Here is a 20,958-nt window from a genome sequence, read left to right on the forward strand (position 1 = left end):
CGTATGAAAAAAGAAGAAAAGCGGTAGCGCCGACCCATGGTCGGCGAGCGAAGCGGGCCGTTGGCGGGAATATTCCGCCGACCATGGGTCGGCGCTACCGATGACAGCAATCCGTCGGGTGGAGGGAGCCCCTGAGTCAGGGGCGGCCGCGAAGCGGCGGGGTGTGGGTGCTGATGAGACGGGGCCCATGGTTTGCGAAGCAAAGCGTGGGAGCGGCAGCGCGAATGCGATGACGTGGACCCGTGCCGCGAAGCGGCGGGGTGTGGGTGCTGGTGAGACGGGGCCCGCGGTTTGCGAAGCAAAGCGTGGGAGCGGCAGCGCGAATGCGATGACGTGGACCCCGGGCGCAGCCCGGCAACCCTTACCCCTGCAGTCGTGCGACCACCGCTGCCGTAGCCTGCTGCGTCGACACCGCCGCACCGGCCGCAGCCAAGTCCGCCGTGAACACACCGGCATCCAGCGCCGCGTGTACGGCCGCTTCTACCGCAGCGGCCTCCGCGTCCAGCCCCAACGAATGGCGCAGCAGCATCGCCGTGCTGAAGATCGTCGCGTAGGGATTGGCGATGCCCTTGCCGGCAATGTCCGGTGCCGAGCCGTGGATCGGCTCGTAGATGCCGACCGCGCCGGGCTCACCCAGCGATGCGGACGGCAGCAGGCCCAGTGAGCCAGCCAGCATGGACGCTTCGTCCGTCAGGATGTCGCCGAACATGTTCTCGGTCACGATCACGTCGTACTCGCGCGGCTTGGCCAGCAGGTGCATGGCCATCGAATCGACCAGCTGGTGCTCCAGCGACACGTCGGCGAATTCGTCGCGGCCCAGACGGGTGGCGACGTCGCGCCACAGGCGGGAGGTTTCCAGCACGTTGGCCTTGTCCACCGACGTGACCTTGCCGCGACGCTGGCGTGCCAGCTGGAACGCGCTGCGCAGCACGCGCTCGATCTCCACCACGCTGTAGCTGCACAGGTCGCTGGCCGCATCCGCGGTGCGGGTCTTTTCACCGAAATAGATGCCGCCGGTCAGCTCGCGAACCACCACGAAGTCGACGCCGCGCAGCAGCTCGGGCTTGATCGGCGAAGCGTGCAGCGCGGCTTCGTGCGTGCGTACCGGGCGCAGGTTCGCGTACAGGCCCAGCGCCCTGCGGATCGCCAACAGGCCCTGCTCGGGTCGCACGGTGGCGTTGGGGTCGGACCACTTCGGGCCGCCGACGGCGCCCAGCAGGATCGCGTCGGCGGCACGGCAGGCATCCAGGGTGCTGGCCGGCAGCGGCGCGCCATGGCGATCAATGGCGATGCCGCCGATGTCGTGTTCCTTGAAGCTGAAGCTGTGATGGAAACGGGTGGCAATGGCTTCCAGCACGGCGACACCGGCAGCAGCTACTTCCGGGCCGATGCCATCACCGGGCAATACGACGATCTCAGCGTGCATGTTCACTCTCGTAACGTTCAATGTCGGGGACACGGCCCAGCAGGTAGCCCAACTGGTCGACACCTTCCAGCAGACAGGTCTGCGAGAAGCCGTCCAGCGGGAACGTGTAGACGCGACCATCGGGGGTGCGGACCTCGCGCGCGGCGATGTCCAGGGTCAGGATATCGTCCGGGCGCTGCATCAGCGCCTGCACGTCGGCCTCGTCCAGCACTACCGGCAGCAGGCCGTTCTTCAGCGCATTGCCCCGGAAGATATCCGCGATCTCGCTGCTGATGATCGCGCGCAGGCCGAGATCGGTGAGGGCCCACGGCGCATGCTCGCGCGAGGAGCCGCAGCCGAAGTTGCGACCGGCCAGCAGGATGCTGCGGCCTGCATTCTCTGGCTGATTGAAGGCGAAATCCGGATTGGGCGTGCCGTCGGCGGTCCAGCGCCAGTCATTGAAGGCATTGCGGCCCAGGCCGGCACGCTCTGTCGTGGACAGGAAGCGCGCCGGGATGATCTGGTCGGTATCGATGTTGGTCTGGCGCAGCACGACGCTGGCCGAGCTCAGGGTACGGAAGCCGGGCATCACGCTACCTCCTGGGTGAACAGGTCACGGACGTCGGCAACGTGGCCGTTCACCGCGGCCCACGCGGCGGTCATCGGCGAAGCCAGCAGGGTGCGCGAGCCGGGCCCTTGGCGGCCCTCGAAATTGCGGTTGCTGGTACTCACCGCCAGTTGGCCCGGCGCGACCAGATCGCCGTTCATGGCGATGCACATCGAACAGCCCGGTTCGCGCCACTCGGCCCCGGCCGCACGCACGATCGCGTCGATGCCTTCGGCTTCGGCCTGGCGCTTGACGATCTCCGAACCGGGGACCACCAGCATGCGCACGCGGTCGGCCACGCGACGGCCCTGCAGCACGTGCGCGACTTCGCGCATGTCGCTCAGGCGGCCATTGGTGCAGGAGCCGACGAAGACCACGTCCACCGGCGTGTCTTCGAGGGTGTCTCCGGCATGGAACTGCATGTAGTCCAGACCCTTCTGCGCGGCGGCATCGTGGGCGGCGGGAATCGGTGCATCCACGGCGATGGCCGTGCCGGGATGCGTGCCCCAGGTCAACGTGGGGCGGATGTCCGCTGCATCGATCGACACCTCGGCATCGAAGCGTGCGCCGTCATCGCTGCGCAACTGCGACCAGCGCGCCACGGCGGCATCGAAATCAGCCCCCTTGGGCCCGTGCGGGGTGGCGGCGACCCAGTCGAAGGTGATCTGGTCCGGGGCCACCATGCCGGCGCGTGCACCGGCTTCGATGGACATGTTGCACAGGGTCATGCGCTGCTCCATGTCCATGGCGGCGATGGTGCTGCCGCGTAACTCCAGCACGTGGCCGGTGCCACCGTTGACGCCGATCACGCCGATGATGTGCAGGACCACATCCTTGGCACCTACGCCGGGGGGGAGGGCACCATCGACGGTGATCGCCATCGTTCTGGCCTTGCGCTGCAGCAGGCACTGCGTAGCGAGCACGTGGCCGACTTCGCTGGTGCCGATGCCAAAGGCCAGCGCACCGAAGGCGCCGTGCGTGGAGGTGTGGCTGTCGCCGCAGACGATGGTCATGCCGGGCTGGGTGAAGCCCTGTTCCGGCGCGATGACATGCACGATGCCGCGGCTGGCCGAGGCCATGTCGAACAGTTCAACCCCGTACTCGGCGCAGTTGCGCGCCAGCATCGCCACCTGGGCTTCGGAGGCGGCGCTGGCGTAGGGCAGGGAGCCATCGGCGCGCGCGGGCAGCGTCGGCGTGGAGTGGTCCATGGTGCCCTTGGTGAGGTCGGGCCGGCGCGGCGACAGACCGCGTTCGCGCAGCTCGGTGAACGCCTGCGGCGAGGTGACCTCGTGGATCAGGTGCAGGTCGATGTACAGCACGGCGGGTGCGCTGTCGGATTCGGAGACGACCACGTGGGTGTCCCACAGTTTGTCGTACAGGGTGCGGGGTGCGGGGGTCATGCGATGGCCTGGCAGGTTGATACGGTGGTGAACATCAAGGCAGAACGGGAAACGGTCAAGGTCAGCGGCGACGCGCGAGCACCCGCAGGCGCACATAGTCGGCCAATGGCTGTCCGGACGCATCCCGGGGCAGTTCGCTGAGCAGTGAGGCGGCGCCCTCGCGCACGCGCGCGGCGGCGCCAGGCGGCAGGTCATCCAGGAAGGGGCTGGCGAACACGCGCAACCAGCCTTCGATGCCGGTGGGCAGGGGCGTGGGGCGCTCGATCAGTTCGGCGAACTGCACATGGAATCCATGCTGGCGCAGGCGGTCGCTGTAGGTGTCAGCGGTAGGGAAGTACCAGGCGAACGGGCTTTCGCCATGACCGTGGGCCACGCGTGCGGCCTGGATGGCACCGACGATGGTGGCCACGTTGCCCTGTCCTCCGAATTCGGCGACGAAGCGTCCGCCGGGCTTCAACGCGCGGCGCACGCCGGCCAGCACGCGGTCCGGCTCGCGCATCCAGTGCAGTGCTGCATTGCTGAACACCGCATCGAACTCTCCGTCGAATGTCAGGGCATGGCCGTCCATCACCTGCGCGTCCAGGCCACGTGCACGGGCGGCGATCACCAGTTCGGGCGATGCGTCGACGCCGGTGATCCGGGCGCCGGTCAGCGCCAGTTCGGTACTGAGCACGCCGTCCCCGCAGCCCAGGTCGAGCACGCGTTCGCCGCTGCGCGCATCGAGCAGGCGTGCCACGGCACCGCCGAGCACCGGAACGAACCCGGCATCGATGGCGTAGTCCTGCGCGTTCCAGCGTTGGCCGGCATCCACAGGTGGCGCGGCGGTGTCGAAAGCGTTCATCGAAGTGTCCTCAGGCCGTGGCGGGGTGGGGGGCTTCGTTGCTGGCAGCAACGGCATCGCGCTGGCGCAGCAGTCGATTGGCGACGTCCAGCCACGCCAGGGCGGACGCTTCGATGATGTCGCGGCTGGTGCCGGTCCCCTCGAAAACCTCATCGCCGTTGCGCACACTCAGGTTGGCCTCGCCGCGCGCATCGGCACCGATGCCCACGCTGTGCACCTGGTAGCTGTCCAGCTGCAGGCTGACGCCGGTGGCCGAGGACAGCGCGCCGAACAGCGCATCCACCGGCCCGTCGCCCTGGGCGGTCTCGGCCACGCGGTTGCCATCGGCGTCGGACAGTTCGACCAGCGCATTGGCACGGCTGCCGACATCGCTGATGGTCATCGAGGCCAGGCGATAGCCGGGGGCGCTGGCACCGCCCTGCATCAGCGTCTGCAGGTCAGGGTCGGTGACCACGCGCTGCTGCTCGCACAACGCCTTGAACTGCTCGAACACCAGCTTCAGCTCGTCTTCTTCCAGCCAGAAGCCCAGTGCGCGCAGACGCTGCTCGACGGCCGCGCGGCCGCTGTGGCGACCCAGCACCATCTGCGAATCCTCCCAGCCCACGTCTTCGGGCCGCATGATTTCGTACGTGCCGCGATGACGCAGCATGCCGTGCTGGTGGATGCCCGATTCATGCGCGAACGCGTTGGCGCCGACGATGGCCTTGTTGCGCTGCACCGGCATGCCGACCAGCCGCTGCAGCAGCTGCGACGTGGATACGATGCGCTGGGTGTTGATCGCGGTGTCCTGCTCGTAGAAGGCCTGTCGCACCTTCAGCGCCATGGCGATTTCTTCCACGGCACAGTTGCCGGCGCGCTCGCCGATGCCGTTCACCGTGCACTCCACCTGGCGTGCGCCGCCTTCAATGGCGGCCAGCGAATTGGCCACGGCCAGTCCCAGGTCGTTGTGACAGTGGGTGCTGAACACCACGCGGTCGGCGCCGGCGACGTCGGCTACACCGGCGATGACCTGCTGGAACATCGCGCGGATCTCTTCCGGGGTGGTGAAGCCCACAGTGTCGGGCAGGTTGATGGTGGTGGCCCCGGCGGCGATGGCGACGCGTGATACCTCGATCAGGTAATCCAGTTCGGTGCGGGTTGCATCCTCGGCGGAGAACTCGACATCGTCGATGTACGAGCGCGCCAGCGCCACGTGCTTGCGCACCGACTCCAGCACCTGTTCGCGGGTCATGCGCAGCTTGTGCTCACGGTGCAGCGGGCTGGTGGACAGGAACACGTGCAGGCGCGGATGCGCCGCCGAATCCAGCGAGCGTACCGAGGTTTCGATGTCAGCGGCCAGGCAGCGCGACAGCACGGCCAGGATGGGGCGTTGCACATCACGGCCGATCATCGTCATTGCTTCGCGGTCGGACTGCGAACTGGCCGGGAAACCGGTTTCGATCACATCCACGCCCAGCTCGTCCAGCGCGCGCGCCATCACCAGCTTCTGCTGCGGGCTCATGCTGCAGCCCGGGGACTGTTCACCGTCGCGCAGGGTGGTGTCGAAGATGCGGATGCGCGGCGGGGTAATTCGTTCGATGGTCGGCGTGTTCATGGGGAGGTCTCCTCGACAACGGGCAGTGCGGCGTTCAAATGGGAAGGGGAAGCAGCAGGTTTCAAAGGGGGAAGGGCGACGGCCATGGCGGGCGCTCGCAGGGTTTCAGGGCGACGGCGGCGCGGCTTGCGCGGCGCGCGTGGGCGCACGTCGGTCAGCAGGCCGGCCAGCACGGAGGCATCGATGTTGCCGCCGGAGACGACGGCAAATTTGCGTCGGCCGGCGACGCGGCGGCCAGCAGCCAGCGCGAGCGCACCGGCGCCTTCGGCGATCAGGTTCTCTTCCAGGGCCAGCCGCACCAAGGTCTCGCGCAGTTCGGCTTCGCGCACGATCACCACGTCGTCCAGCAGGGAGGCACACAGGCGGCGGGTCAGGAAGCCGGGGATCTTCACCCGCACGCCGTCAGCCAGTGACGCAACGGGTGCGATGGGGCGGATGTCACCGCGCATGGCGCGGGCCATCGAATCGACGCCCTCGACCTGTGCGCCGACGATGCGCACGCCCTGCGACTTCAGTGCCAGTGCGACGCCGGAGGCCAGGCCGCCGCCGCCAATGGGGACGATCACCACATCCGGTGCATAGGGGGCCAGTTCAATGCCGACCGTGCCCTGGCCGGCGATGACATCGGCGTCGTCGAACGCAGACAGGAAGCGATAGTCGTGCTGCTTGGCCAGCTCCACGGCGAATGCCCACGCATCGTCGTAGCTGTCGCCGTGCTGGCGGACGGTGGCGCCCCAATGGGCCACGCCCGCGATCTTGTTGGCCGGTGCGCCATGGGGCATCACGGTGATCGCCTGTACGCCCAGCCGGTGTGCGGCCCACGCCAGGCCTTGGGCATGGTTGCCGGCCGAAGCGCAGATCACCGGTCGCGCGTCGCCGCGCTCGCGTCCGGCCAGCAGCGCGTTCAGTGCGCCGCGCACCTTGTAGGAACCGGTGCGCTGCAGGTTCTCCAGCTTCAGCCAGGTGCCGAAGCGTTCTGCATGGTGCAGCGGCGTCGGCGGCAGGAAGCGGCGCAGGCGGGCCTGCGCGGCCAGCACGTCGGCGACGGTTACATCGCCTACGTCGGGCTCGCTGGCAGCGCGGTCAGGGGCGGGCATGACGATCCACGCGCGGCGCGAACGGTGACGGCGGCGGGCGGCGAAGAAGACGCCCCCGTGCCAGCACCCCATTGGAGGTGCGGGCGTTCATGCGGCGACTCCCAGTGCGGTGACCTGCACCGAGATGCAGTCGTAGATCTTTTCTATCTGGCGGCACAGCGTCTCCGGGGGGCGCGTACCGTCCACCACCAACTGCAGGTGCCACCGGCCCTGGTCCTGCGCATCGGGGGCGCCATGGATGGCGCGCGGTGCGAAGCCACGGCGCTCGGCCATGCCGATCACCCGCAGCAGGGCACCTTCGGCCGGGTGCAGCACCAGATCAAGCCGGTATTGCATTGGGGGTCTCCTGGCTGACATGGGCGGGGTTGGATTCCAGCATCGTGCTGTTGGCGGTGTTTGGTGGCACCAGTGGCCAGACATTCGCCCGCGCATCAATGCCGACATGCAGCAGCGCCGGGCCCGGCTCGGCGAGCAGCGCGGCCAGGCCGCCTTCGACATCGTCACGCGCATCGATGCGTGTGGCGGCAATGCCGAACACCTTGGCCAAGGCGACGAAATCGGGATTGTCGGACAGGTCGATCTCGCTGTAGCGCTCGGCGAAGAACAGCTCCTGCCACTGCCGGACCATGCCCAGCGAGCTGTTGTCCAGCAGCACGATCTTCACCGGCAGGCGGCAGCGGGCGATGGTGGTCAGCTCCTGGACGTTCATCATGAAGCTGCCGTCGCCGGACACCAGCACCACGGTGCGGTCGGGGCAGGCGAACTGCGCGCCCATCGCCGCCGGCAGGCCGAAGCCCATCGTGCCCAGGGCGCCGCTGGTCAGGTGGTTGCGCGGATGGTTGAAGCGGCAATGCTGGGCGACCCACATCTGGTGCTGGCCGACATCGCAGGCGATCACGGCATCGGCCGGCGCCAGTTCACTCAGCCGCTTCAGCAGCGCCGGTGCGTAGATGTGCTTGCCAGGGGCGTCGTAGCGCGCAATGAACTTCTCGCGGTTCTGCGCGCAGCGCGCACGCCATGCGGCGTGGTTGGCCAGCGGCGCCGGGAAGGCCGCGTGCAGGGCACGGATGGCATGGGCCACGTTGCCGGGCACGGCGATGTCAGCCGTGCGCAGCTTCGAGATTTCATAGGCGTCCGCGTCGATGTGCACGACCCGGGCGAACGGTGCGAACTCCCCCAGCTTGCCGGTGGCGCGGTCATCGAAACGTGCGCCCAGCACCAGCAGCAGATCGGCTTCCTGGGTGGCCATGTTGGCCGCCCGGGTGCCGTGCATGCCCAGCATGCCCAGCGACTGTGGATGGCCGGCGGGCAGGGCGCCCAGGCCGCGCAGGGTCAGCACGGCAGGGATGCCGCTGGCCTCGGCGAAATCGCGCAGGGCCTGCACCGCATCACCGAGGGCGATGCCGCCGCCGGCATAGATCACCGGCTTTTCCGCCGCGGCGATCGCGGCGATGGCGTCGGCGATCGCCTGTTCGGCGGGAGCCGGTGGCGGCTCCACGGCGGCCGGCACGTGCGACGGCAGATGGCTGGCGTCGGCGACCTGCACATCCTTGGGCAGGTCGATCAGCACCGGCCCGGGGCGACCCTCACGGGCGATGCGGAAGGCATCGGCGACCACGCGCGGCAGATCATCGACGCTGCGGACCAGCCAGCTGTGCTTGACGATCGGCAGGGTCAGCCCGAACACGTCCAGTTCCTGGAACGCGTCGGTGCCCAGCAGCGGCGTGGCGACCTGGCCGGTGATGCAGACCATCGGGACCGAATCCAGCATCGCATCGGCGATGCCGGTGATCAGGTTGGAGGCACCCGGTCCGGAGGTGGCGATGCACACCCCGACGCGGCCGCTGGCACGGGCGAAGCCATTGGCAGCCAGCGCAGCGCCCTGTTCGTGGCGGACCAGCACGTGTTTCAGCTGCGAATCCACCAGTGCATCGTAGAACGGCATGATGGTGCCACCGGGGTAGCCGAACAGCGTCTGCACGCCTTCGGCCTCCAGGGCCTGGGTCAGCCAGCGCGCGCCGTTGGGCGGCGCGCTGCGTGGTGCGGGGTTGTTCATGGGAAACCTTGCAGAGCGGGTGGGGGAGGGCCGCGCGGGTTACGCGGCCTGACCTTGCAACCAGACCATCTTGGCGCGCAGTTCCTTGCCTACCTTCTCGATGGGGTGATCCAGGTCGGCCTGCTTGAACTTGTTGTAATTCGGCAGGCCCGCTTCGTACTCGGCCACCCAGTTCTTGGTGAAGGTGCCATCCTGGATGTCCTTCAGGACTTCCTTCATGCGCTCCTTGGTACCGGCATCGATCACCCGCGGGCCACTGACGTAGTCACCGTACTGCGCCGTCTCGGAGATGAACTCGAGCATCCGCGAGATACCGCCTTCGTAGAACAGGTCGACGATCAGCTTCAGCTCGTGCAGCACCTCGTAGTACGCGATCTCCGGCTGGTAGCCGGCTTCGACCAGCGTCTCGAACCCTGCCTGCACCAACGCCGAGGCACCGCCGCACAGCACGGCCTGCTCGCCGAACAGATCCGTCTCGGTCTCTTCCTTGAACGTGGTCTGGATCAGGTTGGCGCGTGCGCCACCCAGGCCGGTGGCATAGGCCAACGCATGCGTGGCGGCGTTACCGCTGCGGTCCTGGTGGACGGCCCAGATGCATGGTACGCCGCGGCCGATCTCGTATTCGCGACGGACCAGCGCACCCGGTCCTTTGGGCGCGACCAGCACCACGTCCAGGTCATCGCGTGGGGTGATCATGTCGAAATGCACGTTCAGGCCATGCGCGAACAGCAGCACCGCGCCCTGCTTCATGTTCGGCGCCAGCACGTCCTCGTAGAGTTTCTTCTGCACCATGTCCGGGGTCAGCACGGCGACCAGGTCGGCATCCTTGACGGCCTCCGCCGGTGCCTTGACGGTGAAGCCATCGGCCTGTGCCTTCACTTCGGTCGGACCGCCGGGGCGCAGGCCCACCACCACGTCGAAGCCGGATTCGCGCAGGTTCAGCGCATGCGCGCGGCCCTGGCTGCCGTAGCCGACGACAGCGATCTTGGTCTGGGGCAGGTCGTTGGTGCTCATCGTGGTGGTTCCTTGCAGAGGTGTTGGGTGAGGAGGGAGGGTGTTGCCATGTTCTGAAACGAAAAAACCCGCGCCGGGACCGGTGCGGGTTTTGATCGAGTACCTGTGTGTCTGTTGCTTACACGCTGGCTCGTCCCGCTCCGGTGGGCTGGCTAATAAGTACGAGTACGAGGAGCGAACGCAGCGAGGCGGCGCCGGTGATGGCGGGCTCGGACTTCGTCGGCGGTGGCGTGTGGCGCTGCAACATGGGTTCGAGGAAAACATGCGCGACGGGGACTGTCAACCCTTCGCGGAACACGCGGATTGGTTACCCGTGCATCCATGCGAAACCCTTGTAGGGCCTGCATTGTTGCGCCTGAAACGACCTGTCGGCCATGGTCGCGCAGGCGTCGATCGCGTCATTCGCGCGATATCTCCAGTACCCACCTTCCCAAGGTGACCTATGCCGCATAGGCAGCAGCGCGCAGACGCGCGACTATCGATCATCTTCCTCATGGATGCCCCCGACGTGACCCGACGAATTGCCCGCGGCCTGCTCGCCGCCGCCCTGCTTGCTGCCTTGCCGACACTGTCCTTGGCGGCTGATCGCATTACCGGCCAAGGGTTTGCCACCCGCTCGGAGGTGATCGCCCCGCACGCGATGGCCGCCACCTCGCAGCCGCTTGCGACGCAGATTGCGTTGGATGTGATGAAGAACGGCGGCAGCGCCGTTGATGCGGCCATTGCGGCCAATGCCGCGCTGGGCCTGATGGAGCCCACCGGCAATGGGGTAGGCGGTGATCTGTTTGCGATCGTGTGGGATCCCAAAACCCAGAAACTGCATGGCTACAACGGCTCGGGGCGTTCACCCCGTTCACTCACCCTGGCGGAGTTCAAGCGCCGTGGACTGAAGGAAATCCCGGCCACGGGTCCGTTGCCGGTGTCGGTCCCGGGTGCCGTGGATGGCTGGTTCGCACTGCACGAACGCTTCGGCCGCAAGCCGATGGCGGACAACCTTGCGCCGGCGATCCGCTACGCGCGCGAAGGCCATCCAGTCGCTGAAGTGATCGCCTACTACTGGGATCGCTCCGTGCCGCGCCTGTCCGTGTACCCGGGATTCAAGGAACAGTTCACGGTGGACGGCCATGCTCCGCGCAAGGGCGGCATGTGGAAGAACCCCAACTTGGCCGATACGCTGCAGAAGATCGCCGACGGCGGGCGTGATGCGTTCTACAAGGGCGACATCGCGCGCACCATCGATACCTATTTCAAGGCCAACGGCGGCTACCTGAGCTTCGATGACATGGCCGCGCACCACGGGGAATGGATCGAGCCGGTCAGCAGCAACTATCGCGGCTTCGATGTATGGGAGCTGCCGCCCAACAGCCAGGGCATCGCCGCGCTGCAGATCCTCAACGTGCTGGAAGGCTACGATTTCTCGAAGATTCCGTTTGGCTCGCCCGAGCATGTGCATCTGTTCGTCGAGGCGAAGAAACTGGCGTTCGCCGATCGTGCGCGCTTCTATGCCGACATGGCATTCCAGCCCGCCGCACCGGTGGCCAGGCTGATTTCCAAGCAGTACGCGGCCCAGCGACGCGCGCTGATTTCGATGGACAAGGCATTGAAGGAAGTACAGCCGGGCACGCCGAAGCAACTGGAGGAAGGCGATACGATCTATCTGACCGTCGCCGATGCGGACGGGATGATGGTCTCGCTGATCCAGTCGAATTACCGCGGAATGGGCAGCGGCATGGCCCCGCCGGGACTAGGGTTCATCCTGCAGGACCGTGGCGAGATGTTCGTGCTGCAGAAGGATCATCCCAACGGGTATGCGCCGGGCAAGCGGCCCTTCCAGACGATCATTCCTGGCTTCATCACCAAGGACGGCAAGCCGTACGCCAGTTTCGGGGTGATGGGCGGTGCGATGCAGCCGCAGGGCCATGCGCAGATCGTGATGAACCTGGTGGACTTCGGCATGAACCTGCAGGAAGCCGGCGATGCGCCGCGGATCCAGCACGAAGGTTCAACCGAGCCGACGGGCCAGGCGACGGCGATGAGCGACGGGGGCGAGGTGAATCTGGAGACCGGATTTGCGTATGACACGATCCGGGCATTGATGCGCAAGGGCCATCGGGTCGTGTTCGCGGACGGTCCGTACGGTGGCTACCAGGCGATCATGCGCGATCCCGATACCGGCGTGTATTACGGCGCGTCGGAGAGCCGCAAGGACGGCCAGGCGGCGGGCTACTGACGTCGAACTGGCGGGCTGTCGAACGGGTGAGACCCCCCTCGCGGTGGGCGCTGACAGCGGGCTGCTTGCTTGGGGCCGGGCGGTGAGGCTGGGCGGGGTCCGGCAAAAGCCGCTCCTGCGTGCCTCGTTTCGCGCCATCCATGGCGCTCAACGCCCCCGCCCAGCCCCACCGCCCGGCCCCCTGACAGGTTCCGTGGCCGCCCGCCGCGTATGAAAAAAGAGAAAAGCGGTAGCGCCGACCCATGGTCGGCGAGCGCAGCGGGCCGTTGGCGGAAACATTCCGCCGAGCACGGCTCGGCGCTACCGCGATGACGGTATACCGTCGGGTGGAGGGAGCCCCTGAGTCAGGGGCGGCCGCGAAGCGGCGGGGTGTGGGTGCTGGTGAGACGGGGCCCACGGTTTGCGACGCAAAGCGTGGGAGCGGCAGCGCGAATGCGATGACGTGGACCCGCGCCATGGATGGCGCGAAACGAGGCACGCATGGATGCAGCTCTTGCCTTCCCCCGCCACTCCACCCCGCCCCACCAGCACGCAGCACTGCAGCCGTTGCAGTTGAAGTTGCACTTGCAGTTGCTTCAAGCGGGCCGCCGGGCTGCAAGCCCGGCCACCCATCCACAGGTCAGTCGCGCGCTGCGGCCCGTGCCGACTCCTCGCGGGTCTCTTCCTGTGCCGCCATCTCGCGTTCGATCCAGGACTCGATCATGTGCCGCGCGCGCTGCGCCTTGCGCCGCTCACGTGTCCATTCCTCGTCCAGTACGCGGTACAGCGACACCATCACCAGCACCATCAGGAAGGCAAATGGCAATGCGGTGATGGTGATCATTCCCTGCAAGGCTGACAGGCCACCCGCGAGCAGCAGCGCAGCGGCGATGAGCGCCACGGCAACGCCCCAGGCAAGCTTGCGCTTCTGCGGTGGGTCGCCAGGCTCGTCCGTGGACATGCTGGCCAGGACCAGCACGGCTGAATCCGCCGAGGTCACGAAGAAGATCATCAGCAGCACCAATGCGACGCTGGAAAGGACCAGTGGCATCGGCAAGCTGTCGAACATGGTGAACAAAACCGTCTCGTACCCGTTGCCCAGTGCTGCCACCAGATCGACATGGCCGAACAGCTGTGACCACAACGCCGTGCCGCCGAATACGGAGAACCAGACAAAGCCAAGCACGGTCGGCGCGATCACTACGCCGATGACGAACTCGCGCACGCTGCGGCCGCGCGAAATGCGTGCGATGAAGGAGCCGACGAAGGGGGCCCAGGCGATCCACCACGCCCAGTAGAAGATGGTCCAGTCCGCCACCCAGGTGCTGCCCGAGAACGGCGACATGCGCAGGCTCATCGTCACCAATTGGTTGAGGTAAGAACCCAACGTGGTGGTGAAGGTGTCGAAGATGAAGCCGGTCGGCCCAAGCACAAGCACCATCGCCAACAACAGCGCGGCCAGGCACAGGTTGAAATTGGACAGCCATTTCACCCCACGGCCCACGCCGCTGAGGGTAGAGGCCATGTACAACACGAACGCCACGGCGATGATGACCATCTGCGTGGGTATGCTGGCGGGGATCCCGAACACCCGCTCCAACCCTGCCGCGATCTGTACGGTGCCGAAGCCCAACGTGGTGGCAACGCCGATGGCGGTGGCGACCACGGCGGCGATGTTGACGACATGACCTATCCAGCCGCGATGGTGCCGGCCGATGATGGGCTGCAGCATGTCGCTGACCAGCCCGCGTCCATTCCGGTTGAACTGGAACCACGCCATTGCCAGGCCGATCAGCGCGTAGATCGCCCACGGGTGCAGGCCCCAATGGAAGAAGGCATAGCGCATGGATGCGCGCGCGGCCTCCATCCCCATCGGCTCCAGTCCCTCCGGGGGTTTGGTGAAATGCGAGATCGGTTCGGCAGCGCCCCAGAACACCAGGCCGATACCCATGCCCGCAGCAAACAGCATCGATAACCAGCTGGCCCGGGAAAAATCCGGTTCAGCGTCTTCTCCGCCGATGCGCAGGCTGGCGAAGCGGCCGAACGCGAGATACATGAGAAACGTCAGAGACAGAAAAACGACCAGCAGATACAGCCAGCCAACACCGCGGACAACCTCGGCCAGCATGGCCTGGACCACTGAATTGAAAGGGCCCGGCATCAAGCCGGCGAGCAGCACCAGTACGGCGACCAGTGCGATGGAAATTCGAAACACCATGAAGGGGCTTCTCCGTTCAGGACATGAGGGAGCGAGCAGAAGCTTGCAGCGCATTGCCAGCGAAACGCCAGCAGTGCAGACGGATTGCCAGCGGTTGGAACCAGAAGGCAGGCGCAGGAACGCGCGGACGCAGTGTACGGGCTGCATCGTCACGGCGCTGTCAGTGTCGTCGGCGACAGCGCTTGTGTGCTGTAATGCGCGCCGAAGCGGGGGTACCGCGGCCATAGGGCTGCGGTTGAGATAGTCCCTTGGAACCTGATCCGGCTGATACCGGCGTAGGGAAGCTTCGCAATGCCGACCGTGCGTGGAATCCGCCCCTGGCGTGTCCGTGCGCGTGCGCCAGTGCGCCGCCGCTTCGTCCCTGACCTTACTGGACGATGCCCGATGAACGCACCGCATGACAGCCTGCAGCAACAGGCACAGCAGCTCTCCGCCGCCGTAACCCGGCCCATTCCCGGATCCCGCAAGGTGCACGTCGCGGGGTCCCGCGAAGATGTGCAGGTGCCCATGCGCGAAATAACGCTGGCACCCAGCCCGGCGATGTTCGGCGGCGCGGACAATGCGCCGCTGACGGTCTATGACACGTCCGGTCCCTACACCGATCCCGATGTGCGCATAGACCTGTCCCAGGGCCTGCCGGCGCTTCGGGCGGGCTGGGTGGAAGGGCGCGGCGACACGGAAGCGCTGTGCCGCGTCACCTCCGCCTTCGGTCGTTCGCGCGAGCTCGACGCGCGCCTGGATGCCGTTCGCTTCGGCTCCCGCAACCCACCGCGCCGTGCGGTCGTCGGCGCCAATGTGACCCAGATGCACTACGCGCGGCGCGGCATCATCACCCCGGAGATGGAGTTCGTGGCGATCCGCGAGAACCAGCGGCTGCAGGAGGTGCGGGATGCCGGATTGCTGCAGCAGCATCGCGGGCAGGCCTTTGGTGCCTCGATTCCGCAGACCATCACCCCGGCGTTCGTCCGCGACGAGATCGCACGCGGGCGGGCGGTGCTGCCGAACAACATCAACCATCCGGAAAGTGAGCCGATGATCATCGGCCGTAATTTCCTGACCAAGATCAACGCCAACATCGGCAACAGTGCGGTGTCTTCGGGCATCGCCGAAGAGGTGGAGAAGCTGGTCTGGGCGATCCGCTGGGGCGGCGATACGGTGATGGACCTGTCAACCGGCAAGCACATCCACGAGACCCGCGAGTGGATCATCCGCAACTCGCCGGTAGCTATTGGCACAGTGCCGATCTACCAGGCGCTGGAAAAGGTCGACGGACAGGCGGAAGCACTCAGCTGGGAAATCTTCCGCGACACACTGATCGAACAGGCAGAGCAGGGTGTGGACTACTTCACCGTGCACGCGGGCGTACTGCAGCGCCATGTGCCGTTGACCGCCAACCGGGTGACCGGGATCGTCTCGCGCGGTGGCAGCATCCTCGCCAAGTGGTGCCTGGCGCATGGCAAAGAGAACTTCCTCTATACGCACTTCGAAGAGATCTGCGAGATCATGAAGGCCTACGACGTGACGTTCTCGTTGGGTGACGGCCTGCGCCCGGGCTGTATCGCCGACGCCAACGATGCGGCGCAGTTCGCTGAACTGGACACGCTGGGCGCACTGACAAAGATCGCCTGGCAACATGATGTGCAGACGATGATCGAAGGGCCGGGCCACGTGCCGATGCACCTGATCAAGGAGAACATGGACAGGCAGTTGCAGGTGTGCGGCGAAGCACCGTTCTACACCCTGGGGCCGCTGACCACCGATATCGCTCCGGGCTATGACCACATCACCAGTGCGATCGGCGCGGCCATGATCGGCTGGTACGGCACGGCAATGCTCTGCTACGTCACGCCGAAGGAGCACCTGGGACTGCCAAACCGCGAGGACGTGCGTGACGGCATCATGGCGTACCGCATCGCCGCGCATGCCGCCGACCTGGCCAAGGGCCACCCCGGCGCCCAGGTGCGCGACAACGCCTTGAGCAAGGCGCGGTTCGAATTCCGCTGGGAGGACCAGTTCAATCTCGGCCTGGATCCAGAGAAGGCGAAGTCCTTCCATGACGAGACCCTGCCGAAGGACGCGCACAAGAGTGCCCATTTCTGTTCGATGTGCGGGCCGCACTTCTGCTCCATGAAGATCAGCCAGGAGGTGCGTGACCAGGCTGGATGACCCCATCACGCCCTTCATGGGTATGCTGCCGCGATCGCTCCGAGAGGCCCGCCCATGCCCATTCCGCCCACCCTTCGCTGGCTGGCCATTGCCCGTCGCCACCCCTCTGCGTGGCTGCTCGGCGTGCAACTGCTCGGCGTGTTGATGTATCCGGCGATGGACGAGACCGCCGCAGGGCGTGCGGCGGTGGGCACCTTCGGCATCGCGGTGCTTGGCCTTGCCCTGTGGGTGGTACAGCGCAGCCCGCTGGGAACCTGGCTGGCGCTGTTGCTGGCGGTGCCGTCGGTGGTGTTTTCCATCGCCGCGGTGCTGCTGGGCAATACAGGCCTGGGCACGGCGGCGCAGTTGCTGGAGAGCCTGCTGTATTTCTATACGGCAGGCGCCTTGATCGCCTACATGCTGCAGGACCATAAAGTCACGCGCGATGAACTGTTCGCCGCAGGTGCCACGTTCACTCTGTTGGCGTGGGCGTTCGCGTTCGCATTTTCCGTGTGCCAGCAGTGGTACCCCGGCAGTTTCCTGGCGGCGAGCAGCACGGATTTCCGCACGTGGATGGAGCTGCTTTATCTCAGCTTCAGTTTATTGTCCGGGGTCGGGCTAAGTGACGTGGTCCCCGTGCACCCGCAGGCGCGCGCATTGGTAATGCTGGCGCAGTTTTCCGGGGTGATGTACGTGGCATTGGTGGTATCCCGGCTGGTGGGATTGACCATGCTGCAGCACCCTCGAAAATGAATGCCAGATAAAAAAATCGCGCCCCGGAGAGCGCGAATGATGAAACTTATTATCTGAATACGTAGGCGAGAGAGTGCCGGATGTTTGACGCTGCATGTGCGGTCAACCTGCATAGGCTAGTATTCGCGCGCTCCAGTTTTTTTGCGGTTTGCGTCCATGGTGTGTGCAGAGTCTGGCCGTTCGGTTTCCACGTCCTGGAATGACTGCACGGCTGTACCGCGACCCGTGCGCCCCTACGTTCGAGATACATGAACATCAGCAACAACTCCCTGCGTGACGCGGACATCCTGCGCATAGGCGAATGCACCGTGACCTTCTCGTCGCGTGAAGTGCAGGTCCCGGGCGTGCGTCGTCTGCGCAGGCTTACGCCGAAGGCAGCAGGGGTGTTGCGTGTGCTGGTGACCAGCGGTGGCCGCGTGGTCACCCGCGATGAGCTGTTTGCCGAAGTGTGGCCCGATACGCTGCCGACCAACGATGTGCTGACGCAGGCGGTGACCCAGCTGCGCAAGGCCTTCAGTGGTGATGAGGACGGCGCCACCACCTATATCGAGACCATCGCCAAAAGCGGGTATCGCCTGCTGGCCGCCGTGATCGTGGTCGAGGCCGAAGAACCTGCCGCGATCATCGATGACGCGCCATCCGAATTACGCTCCGTCGCCTTGGAAGGTGCCGCCGTAGGTGAGCCCGTCGCTGCAACGCGCCCGAATGCCGAACTGCCGCCGCGGGTCCCCGCTTCACGGCGTGGTACCTGGCGGCGCGTGCGCCGGTGGGTGCTGCTGGCGATCGGGGTAGCGATGCTGGTGGCCCTGTGTGTGATGGCGTGGCTGCTGCAGCGCACTCCGCAGCAGTCACCCGTCGATGCGGCCGTGGAGAACGGGACGCGTGTCATCGGCAGCCCGCAGCGACCCTATCGACTGATCACCGCTACGGCCGGGTTTGAGACCTATCCGACCTTGTCGCCGGACGGCTCGCAGGTGGCCTACGAGGCCAGCGATGAGGAGGAGGGCGGCCAGATCAAGGTGCAGACCTCGGGCAATGCCCCGGCGCGTGACCTGGTCGAGCGTCCGCCAGGGGCAACGGATCGATTCCCGAGCTGGTCGCCGGACGGTCGCGAGATCGCCTTCGCCCGCTTCTTCGACGACGGCCGCTGCGAAGTCCTGATTTCCAGCGCAACCGGTGGCAACCTGCGCCAGGCCACGCGCTGCGATGGCACCGAACTGCTCAGCTTTGATTGGGCACCGGATGGCCGTTCGCTGGTCTTCGGCAGCATGGTCGGCGCCTACGCGCATCGCGGCATCCGCCTGTTGGACCTCGCCACCGGTGCGTGGAAGCCGCTGGCGTACGCCGCCCGGGACGATGACTTCGACTATGCGCCACGGATCTCGCCGGATGGTCGTTGGCTGGTGTTCGTGCGCAATCCGCAGGTCGGTGATTTGTGGCGGATGCCGGCCGGCGGAGGACCACTGGAGCAGTTGACCGATGATTCCGCCGAGATCCGCGGCTGGGCCTGGCTCAGCGACAGCCGGGAGATCGTCTTCGGACGGCGCGTGGACAGTGAAGTCCGCTTGTACCGCCTGGATACTGAAAGCCGCCTGCTGCGCGATGTCGGCCTGGACGATGCACAGTGGCCCGCCGTGGCGCGTAACGGCAACATGCTGGCCTTCGTCCATCGCAAGGCCCAGTTCGCCCTCTACAAAGTGCCTTTGCAGGATGTGAGCAAGGCCGAGCGGATCTTCGCCTCCAATGGCCGTGACAGCCAGCCGATGCTGGCGCCGGACGGCAGGCAATTGGTGTTCGCCTCCGATCGCTCCGGCAGTTATGCGTTGTGGTGGGCAGACAAAGAGCACCCACAGTCGCTGCGCCCGATCGAAGGCCTGCGGCCGGAGGCGCGCCAGCCACCGGACTGGTCGCCGGACAGCCGCCACCTGTTGGCCTTGGGGCGTGACGACCATGGCGAGCCGCATGTGTACGAAATCACCCCCCGGGACGAGCAGGTCACCCAACTGCCGGTTCCCGCGTCGCGTCCCCTGCAGGCGTTGTATACGGCCGATCCTGGCCGGGTACTGGTGATCGAGCGCGATGACGAGCAGCGCACGCGACTCATCCTGTACGACCGGCGCAGTACGCCGTGGCAGCGGCTGGCCACTCTGGATGGGGTGTCGCAGGCGCGGTTCGACGCGGCACGTCGGCGTGTGCTGTTCACCCGCTTCGGGGCGGGCGGTTTGTGGTCGGTGGACGATGCTCTGACCGCCGCCAGCGTGCAGCAGGTCAGTGCCGACAGGCCGTCGCGTTGGCGCTACCGCACGTGGAGCGTGGCCGGCAATGGCAGCATCGATTATGTGGACGCTTGGGCGGGATGCAGTACCGGCCTGCAGCGCCTCACCGCGGGCGCCGAGCCGCTTACCCGCTGCCTGGATGCCCGCCGCCTGAGTTCAGGCACCGGATTCAGTACCAGCGATGACGGACGTGACCTGTACGTGGCGCTGGCGATATCTGACGGCGCGGATGTCGGCGTGATGCAGCTGCCCGAATCGACTGGCGAGGTGTTCCCGGCGTTCATCAAGCCATTGATTCTGAAAGACTAGTTTCTTTCGTAAGTTTTTCGTCGGCCCCTCGTGTCGATTTCGTGGCGAAGTCGTCGCAACGTCCTGACCGCTGGCAGCTCATTTGGCAAAACGGATGCCCTGTATTGGCAAACCCGTGGTGCCCCTATGCGTCAGCTCGCCCTCGCCGATCGCGGCCAGTCCCTCTCCCTCGACAAGTCGCTCGACGACGCCACGCCGATCTGCCTGAGCGTCGCCCGATTGGGCAGCCTGCAGACGGCCGGCAGCTGCTTCACGGTCTGGATCCAGGTGCGGGGCAGTGCATGGGTGGAGGCCAAGGAAGGGCGTTTCCGCCTGCGGCGCGGCGAGTGGATCGCCTTCGAGAAGGAATCGCGGCCGTTGGTCCAGGCCGGACGCGATGGCCTGTGCGTCGGCCTTGCGCTCAATACCGATGCCCTGCGCATGCTGATGGAACTGGCCGATTGCGGGCTGTATGCCGGACGTGGGCAGATGAACCGCTCGGAGCTGCGGGTCGCCTTGCGCTTGTGGCGCGACGCACTGGACAGCGGCCTGCCAGCGCAGGCCCTGCGCCCGATGCTGCTGCATCTGGCTTCACTGCAGCGCACGATGGCCGGTACCGTACAGCGCTGCCCTGGCCGTTCGCGCAGTCGCAAACGCCAGGTATTCGGCCGCATGCAGCGCGCGCGCCTGTACCTGGAAGGCAACAGCCACCGCGTGGTGCGGATCGGTGAACTGGCCGAGCTGACCAACTTCTCCAGCTGGTACCTCTCCAAGACCTTCCAGAGTCTGTACGAAGAAAGCCCGCAGTCGCTTTCCGCACGCCTGCGGCTGGAACGCGCGGCTGACCTGCTGCGTGATACCGACATGATGATCGGCGAAGTGGCTGCAGCCAGCGGTTTTGACAACTGTTGCAGCTTTGCGCGGGCCTTTCGTGCCCGTTTTGGTACGTCGGCATCCCACTTCCGTGTGAACGCAGACAAGCTGTCGCCACAGTCGGCAAAGTCTCTCGCTGCCTCACGCAAACCAAGGACCGCAACACAATCGTAACGTTTGGG

At 66.2% G+C, this 20,958-nt stretch carries 14 protein-coding genes, 1 pseudogene and 1 riboswitch; of the genes and pseudogenes, 5 read left to right on the top strand and 10 right to left on the bottom strand.

Annotated features, from left to right (window positions below):
• Positions 1 to 361: 361 nt before the first annotated feature.
• From leuB to ilvC, 9 genes are all read right to left on the bottom strand, one after another.
• Positions 362 to 1,426: a 3-isopropylmalate dehydrogenase gene (gene leuB, locus ABRP17_RS12310; RefSeq protein WP_188326239.1), complete on the bottom strand. Its 1,065-nt coding sequence runs from the start codon at positions 1,424 to 1,426 to the stop codon at positions 362 to 364.
• Positions 1,416 to 1,994 (bottom strand): 3-isopropylmalate dehydratase small subunit, encoded by a 579-nt coding sequence (gene leuD, locus ABRP17_RS12315; protein ID WP_349986779.1) that lies wholly within the window; start codon positions 1,992 to 1,994, stop codon positions 1,416 to 1,418. Before leuD ends, leuB begins: the two co-directional genes overlap by 11 nt.
• A complete protein-coding gene (gene leuC / locus ABRP17_RS12320; protein ID WP_349986781.1) occupies positions 1,994 to 3,412 on the bottom strand; it encodes a 3-isopropylmalate dehydratase large subunit in 1,419 nt (472 codons plus the stop codon). Before leuC ends, leuD begins: the two co-directional genes overlap by 1 nt.
• A 61-nt stretch (positions 3,413 to 3,473) precedes the next feature.
• Positions 3,474 to 4,253: a methyltransferase domain-containing protein gene (locus tag ABRP17_RS12325; protein WP_349986783.1), complete on the bottom strand. Its 780-nt coding sequence runs from the start codon at positions 4,251 to 4,253 to the stop codon at positions 3,474 to 3,476.
• Positions 4,254 to 4,263: 10 nt separating this feature from the next.
• Positions 4,264 to 5,847: a 2-isopropylmalate synthase gene (locus ABRP17_RS12330; RefSeq protein WP_188326243.1), complete on the bottom strand. Its 1,584-nt coding sequence runs from the start codon at positions 5,845 to 5,847 to the stop codon at positions 4,264 to 4,266.
• Positions 5,844 to 6,944 (bottom strand): threonine dehydratase, encoded by a 1,101-nt coding sequence (locus tag ABRP17_RS12335; protein ID WP_349986785.1) that lies wholly within the window; start codon positions 6,942 to 6,944, stop codon positions 5,844 to 5,846. Before ABRP17_RS12335 ends, ABRP17_RS12330 begins: the two co-directional genes overlap by 4 nt.
• An 87-nt stretch (positions 6,945 to 7,031) precedes the next feature.
• Positions 7,032 to 7,280: an ACT domain-containing protein gene (locus tag ABRP17_RS12340; protein WP_349986787.1), complete on the bottom strand. Its 249-nt coding sequence runs from the start codon at positions 7,278 to 7,280 to the stop codon at positions 7,032 to 7,034.
• Complete coding sequence (gene ilvG, locus ABRP17_RS12345) at positions 7,264 to 9,000, bottom strand: acetolactate synthase 2 catalytic subunit (protein ID WP_349986788.1); 1,737 nt, start codon at positions 8,998 to 9,000, stop codon at positions 7,264 to 7,266. The genes ABRP17_RS12340 and ilvG overlap by 17 nt, the downstream gene beginning before the upstream one ends.
• A gap of 39 nt (positions 9,001 to 9,039) precedes the next feature.
• Positions 9,040 to 10,014 carry a ketol-acid reductoisomerase gene (gene ilvC / locus ABRP17_RS12350; RefSeq protein WP_188326247.1) on the bottom strand — a complete coding sequence of 325 codons (975 nt, stop codon included), beginning with the start codon at positions 10,012 to 10,014 and terminating at the stop codon, positions 9,040 to 9,042.
• A gap of 508 nt (positions 10,015 to 10,522) precedes the next feature.
• Between ilvC and ggt the strand changes: the two genes are divergently transcribed.
• On the top strand, positions 10,523 to 12,244 hold the full coding sequence (ggt, locus tag ABRP17_RS12355; RefSeq protein ID WP_349986790.1) for a gamma-glutamyltransferase: 1,722 nt from the start codon (positions 10,523 to 10,525) through the stop codon (positions 12,242 to 12,244).
• Positions 12,245 to 12,863: 619 nt separating this feature from the next.
• On the opposite strand, the gene ABRP17_RS12360 is transcribed toward ggt, so the two are convergent.
• Positions 12,864 to 14,441, bottom strand: coding sequence for a BCCT family transporter (locus tag ABRP17_RS12360; protein WP_349986312.1), 1,578 nt, complete (start codon positions 14,439 to 14,441; stop codon positions 12,864 to 12,866).
• 198 nt (positions 14,442 to 14,639) lie between these two features.
• A riboswitch (TPP riboswitch) is annotated at positions 14,640 to 14,741 on the top strand.
• An 84-nt stretch (positions 14,742 to 14,825) separates the two neighbouring features.
• Here ABRP17_RS12360 and thiC point away from each other — a divergent pair.
• The 4 genes and pseudogenes from thiC to ABRP17_RS12380 all read left to right on the top strand — a co-directional run.
• Positions 14,826 to 16,601: pseudogene (thiC, locus tag ABRP17_RS12365) on the top strand (phosphomethylpyrimidine synthase ThiC); the annotation flags it as partial.
• A gap of 60 nt (positions 16,602 to 16,661) precedes the next feature.
• Complete coding sequence (locus ABRP17_RS12370; protein ID WP_188326249.1) at positions 16,662 to 17,339, top strand: ion channel; 678 nt, start codon at positions 16,662 to 16,664, stop codon at positions 17,337 to 17,339.
• Between the two features lie 248 nt (positions 17,340 to 17,587).
• Positions 17,588 to 19,924: a winged helix-turn-helix domain-containing protein gene (locus tag ABRP17_RS12375; protein ID WP_349986314.1), complete on the top strand. Its 2,337-nt coding sequence runs from the start codon at positions 17,588 to 17,590 to the stop codon at positions 19,922 to 19,924.
• Positions 19,925 to 20,050: 126 nt separating this feature from the next.
• Entirely contained in the window at positions 20,051 to 20,950 is a 900-nt protein-coding gene (locus ABRP17_RS12380) for an AraC family transcriptional regulator (RefSeq protein WP_188326251.1), read from the top strand.
• The last annotated feature ends 8 nt before the right edge of the window (positions 20,951 to 20,958 follow it).

The sequence above is a fragment of the Stenotrophomonas sp. WHRI 8082 genome, assembly GCF_040223995.2.
Classification (GTDB): domain Bacteria; phylum Pseudomonadota; class Gammaproteobacteria; order Xanthomonadales; family Xanthomonadaceae; genus Stenotrophomonas.

Excerpts from the sequence above, each read along its gene's own strand:
- ilvG (WP_349986788.1), bottom strand. The coding sequence starts at position 9,000 with ATGAACAACCCCGCACCACGCAGCGCGCCGCCCAACGGCGCGCGCTGG.
- leuD (WP_349986779.1), bottom strand. The coding sequence starts at position 1,994 with ATGCCCGGCTTCCGTACCCTGAGCTCGGCCAGCGTCGTGCTGCGCCAG.
- ABRP17_RS12335 (WP_349986785.1), bottom strand. The coding sequence starts at position 6,944 with ATGCCCGCCCCTGACCGCGCTGCCAGCGAGCCCGACGTAGGCGATGTA.
- ABRP17_RS12360 (WP_349986312.1), bottom strand. The coding sequence starts at position 14,441 with ATGGTGTTTCGAATTTCCATCGCACTGGTCGCCGTACTGGTGCTGCTC.
- leuB (WP_188326239.1), bottom strand. The coding sequence starts at position 1,426 with ATGCACGCTGAGATCGTCGTATTGCCCGGTGATGGCATCGGCCCGGAA.
- leuC (WP_349986781.1), bottom strand. The coding sequence starts at position 3,412 with ATGACCCCCGCACCCCGCACCCTGTACGACAAACTGTGGGACACCCAC.
- ABRP17_RS12370 (WP_188326249.1), top strand. The coding sequence starts at position 16,662 with ATGCCCATTCCGCCCACCCTTCGCTGGCTGGCCATTGCCCGTCGCCAC.
- ABRP17_RS12325 (WP_349986783.1), bottom strand. The coding sequence starts at position 4,253 with ATGAACGCTTTCGACACCGCCGCGCCACCTGTGGATGCCGGCCAACGC.
- ABRP17_RS12340 (WP_349986787.1), bottom strand. The coding sequence starts at position 7,280 with ATGCAATACCGGCTTGATCTGGTGCTGCACCCGGCCGAAGGTGCCCTG.
- ABRP17_RS12375 (WP_349986314.1), top strand. The coding sequence starts at position 17,588 with ATGAACATCAGCAACAACTCCCTGCGTGACGCGGACATCCTGCGCATA.
- ABRP17_RS12330 (WP_188326243.1), bottom strand. The coding sequence starts at position 5,847 with ATGAACACGCCGACCATCGAACGAATTACCCCGCCGCGCATCCGCATC.
- ilvC (WP_188326247.1), bottom strand. The coding sequence starts at position 10,014 with ATGAGCACCAACGACCTGCCCCAGACCAAGATCGCTGTCGTCGGCTAC.
- ABRP17_RS12380 (WP_188326251.1), top strand. The coding sequence starts at position 20,051 with ATGCGTCAGCTCGCCCTCGCCGATCGCGGCCAGTCCCTCTCCCTCGAC.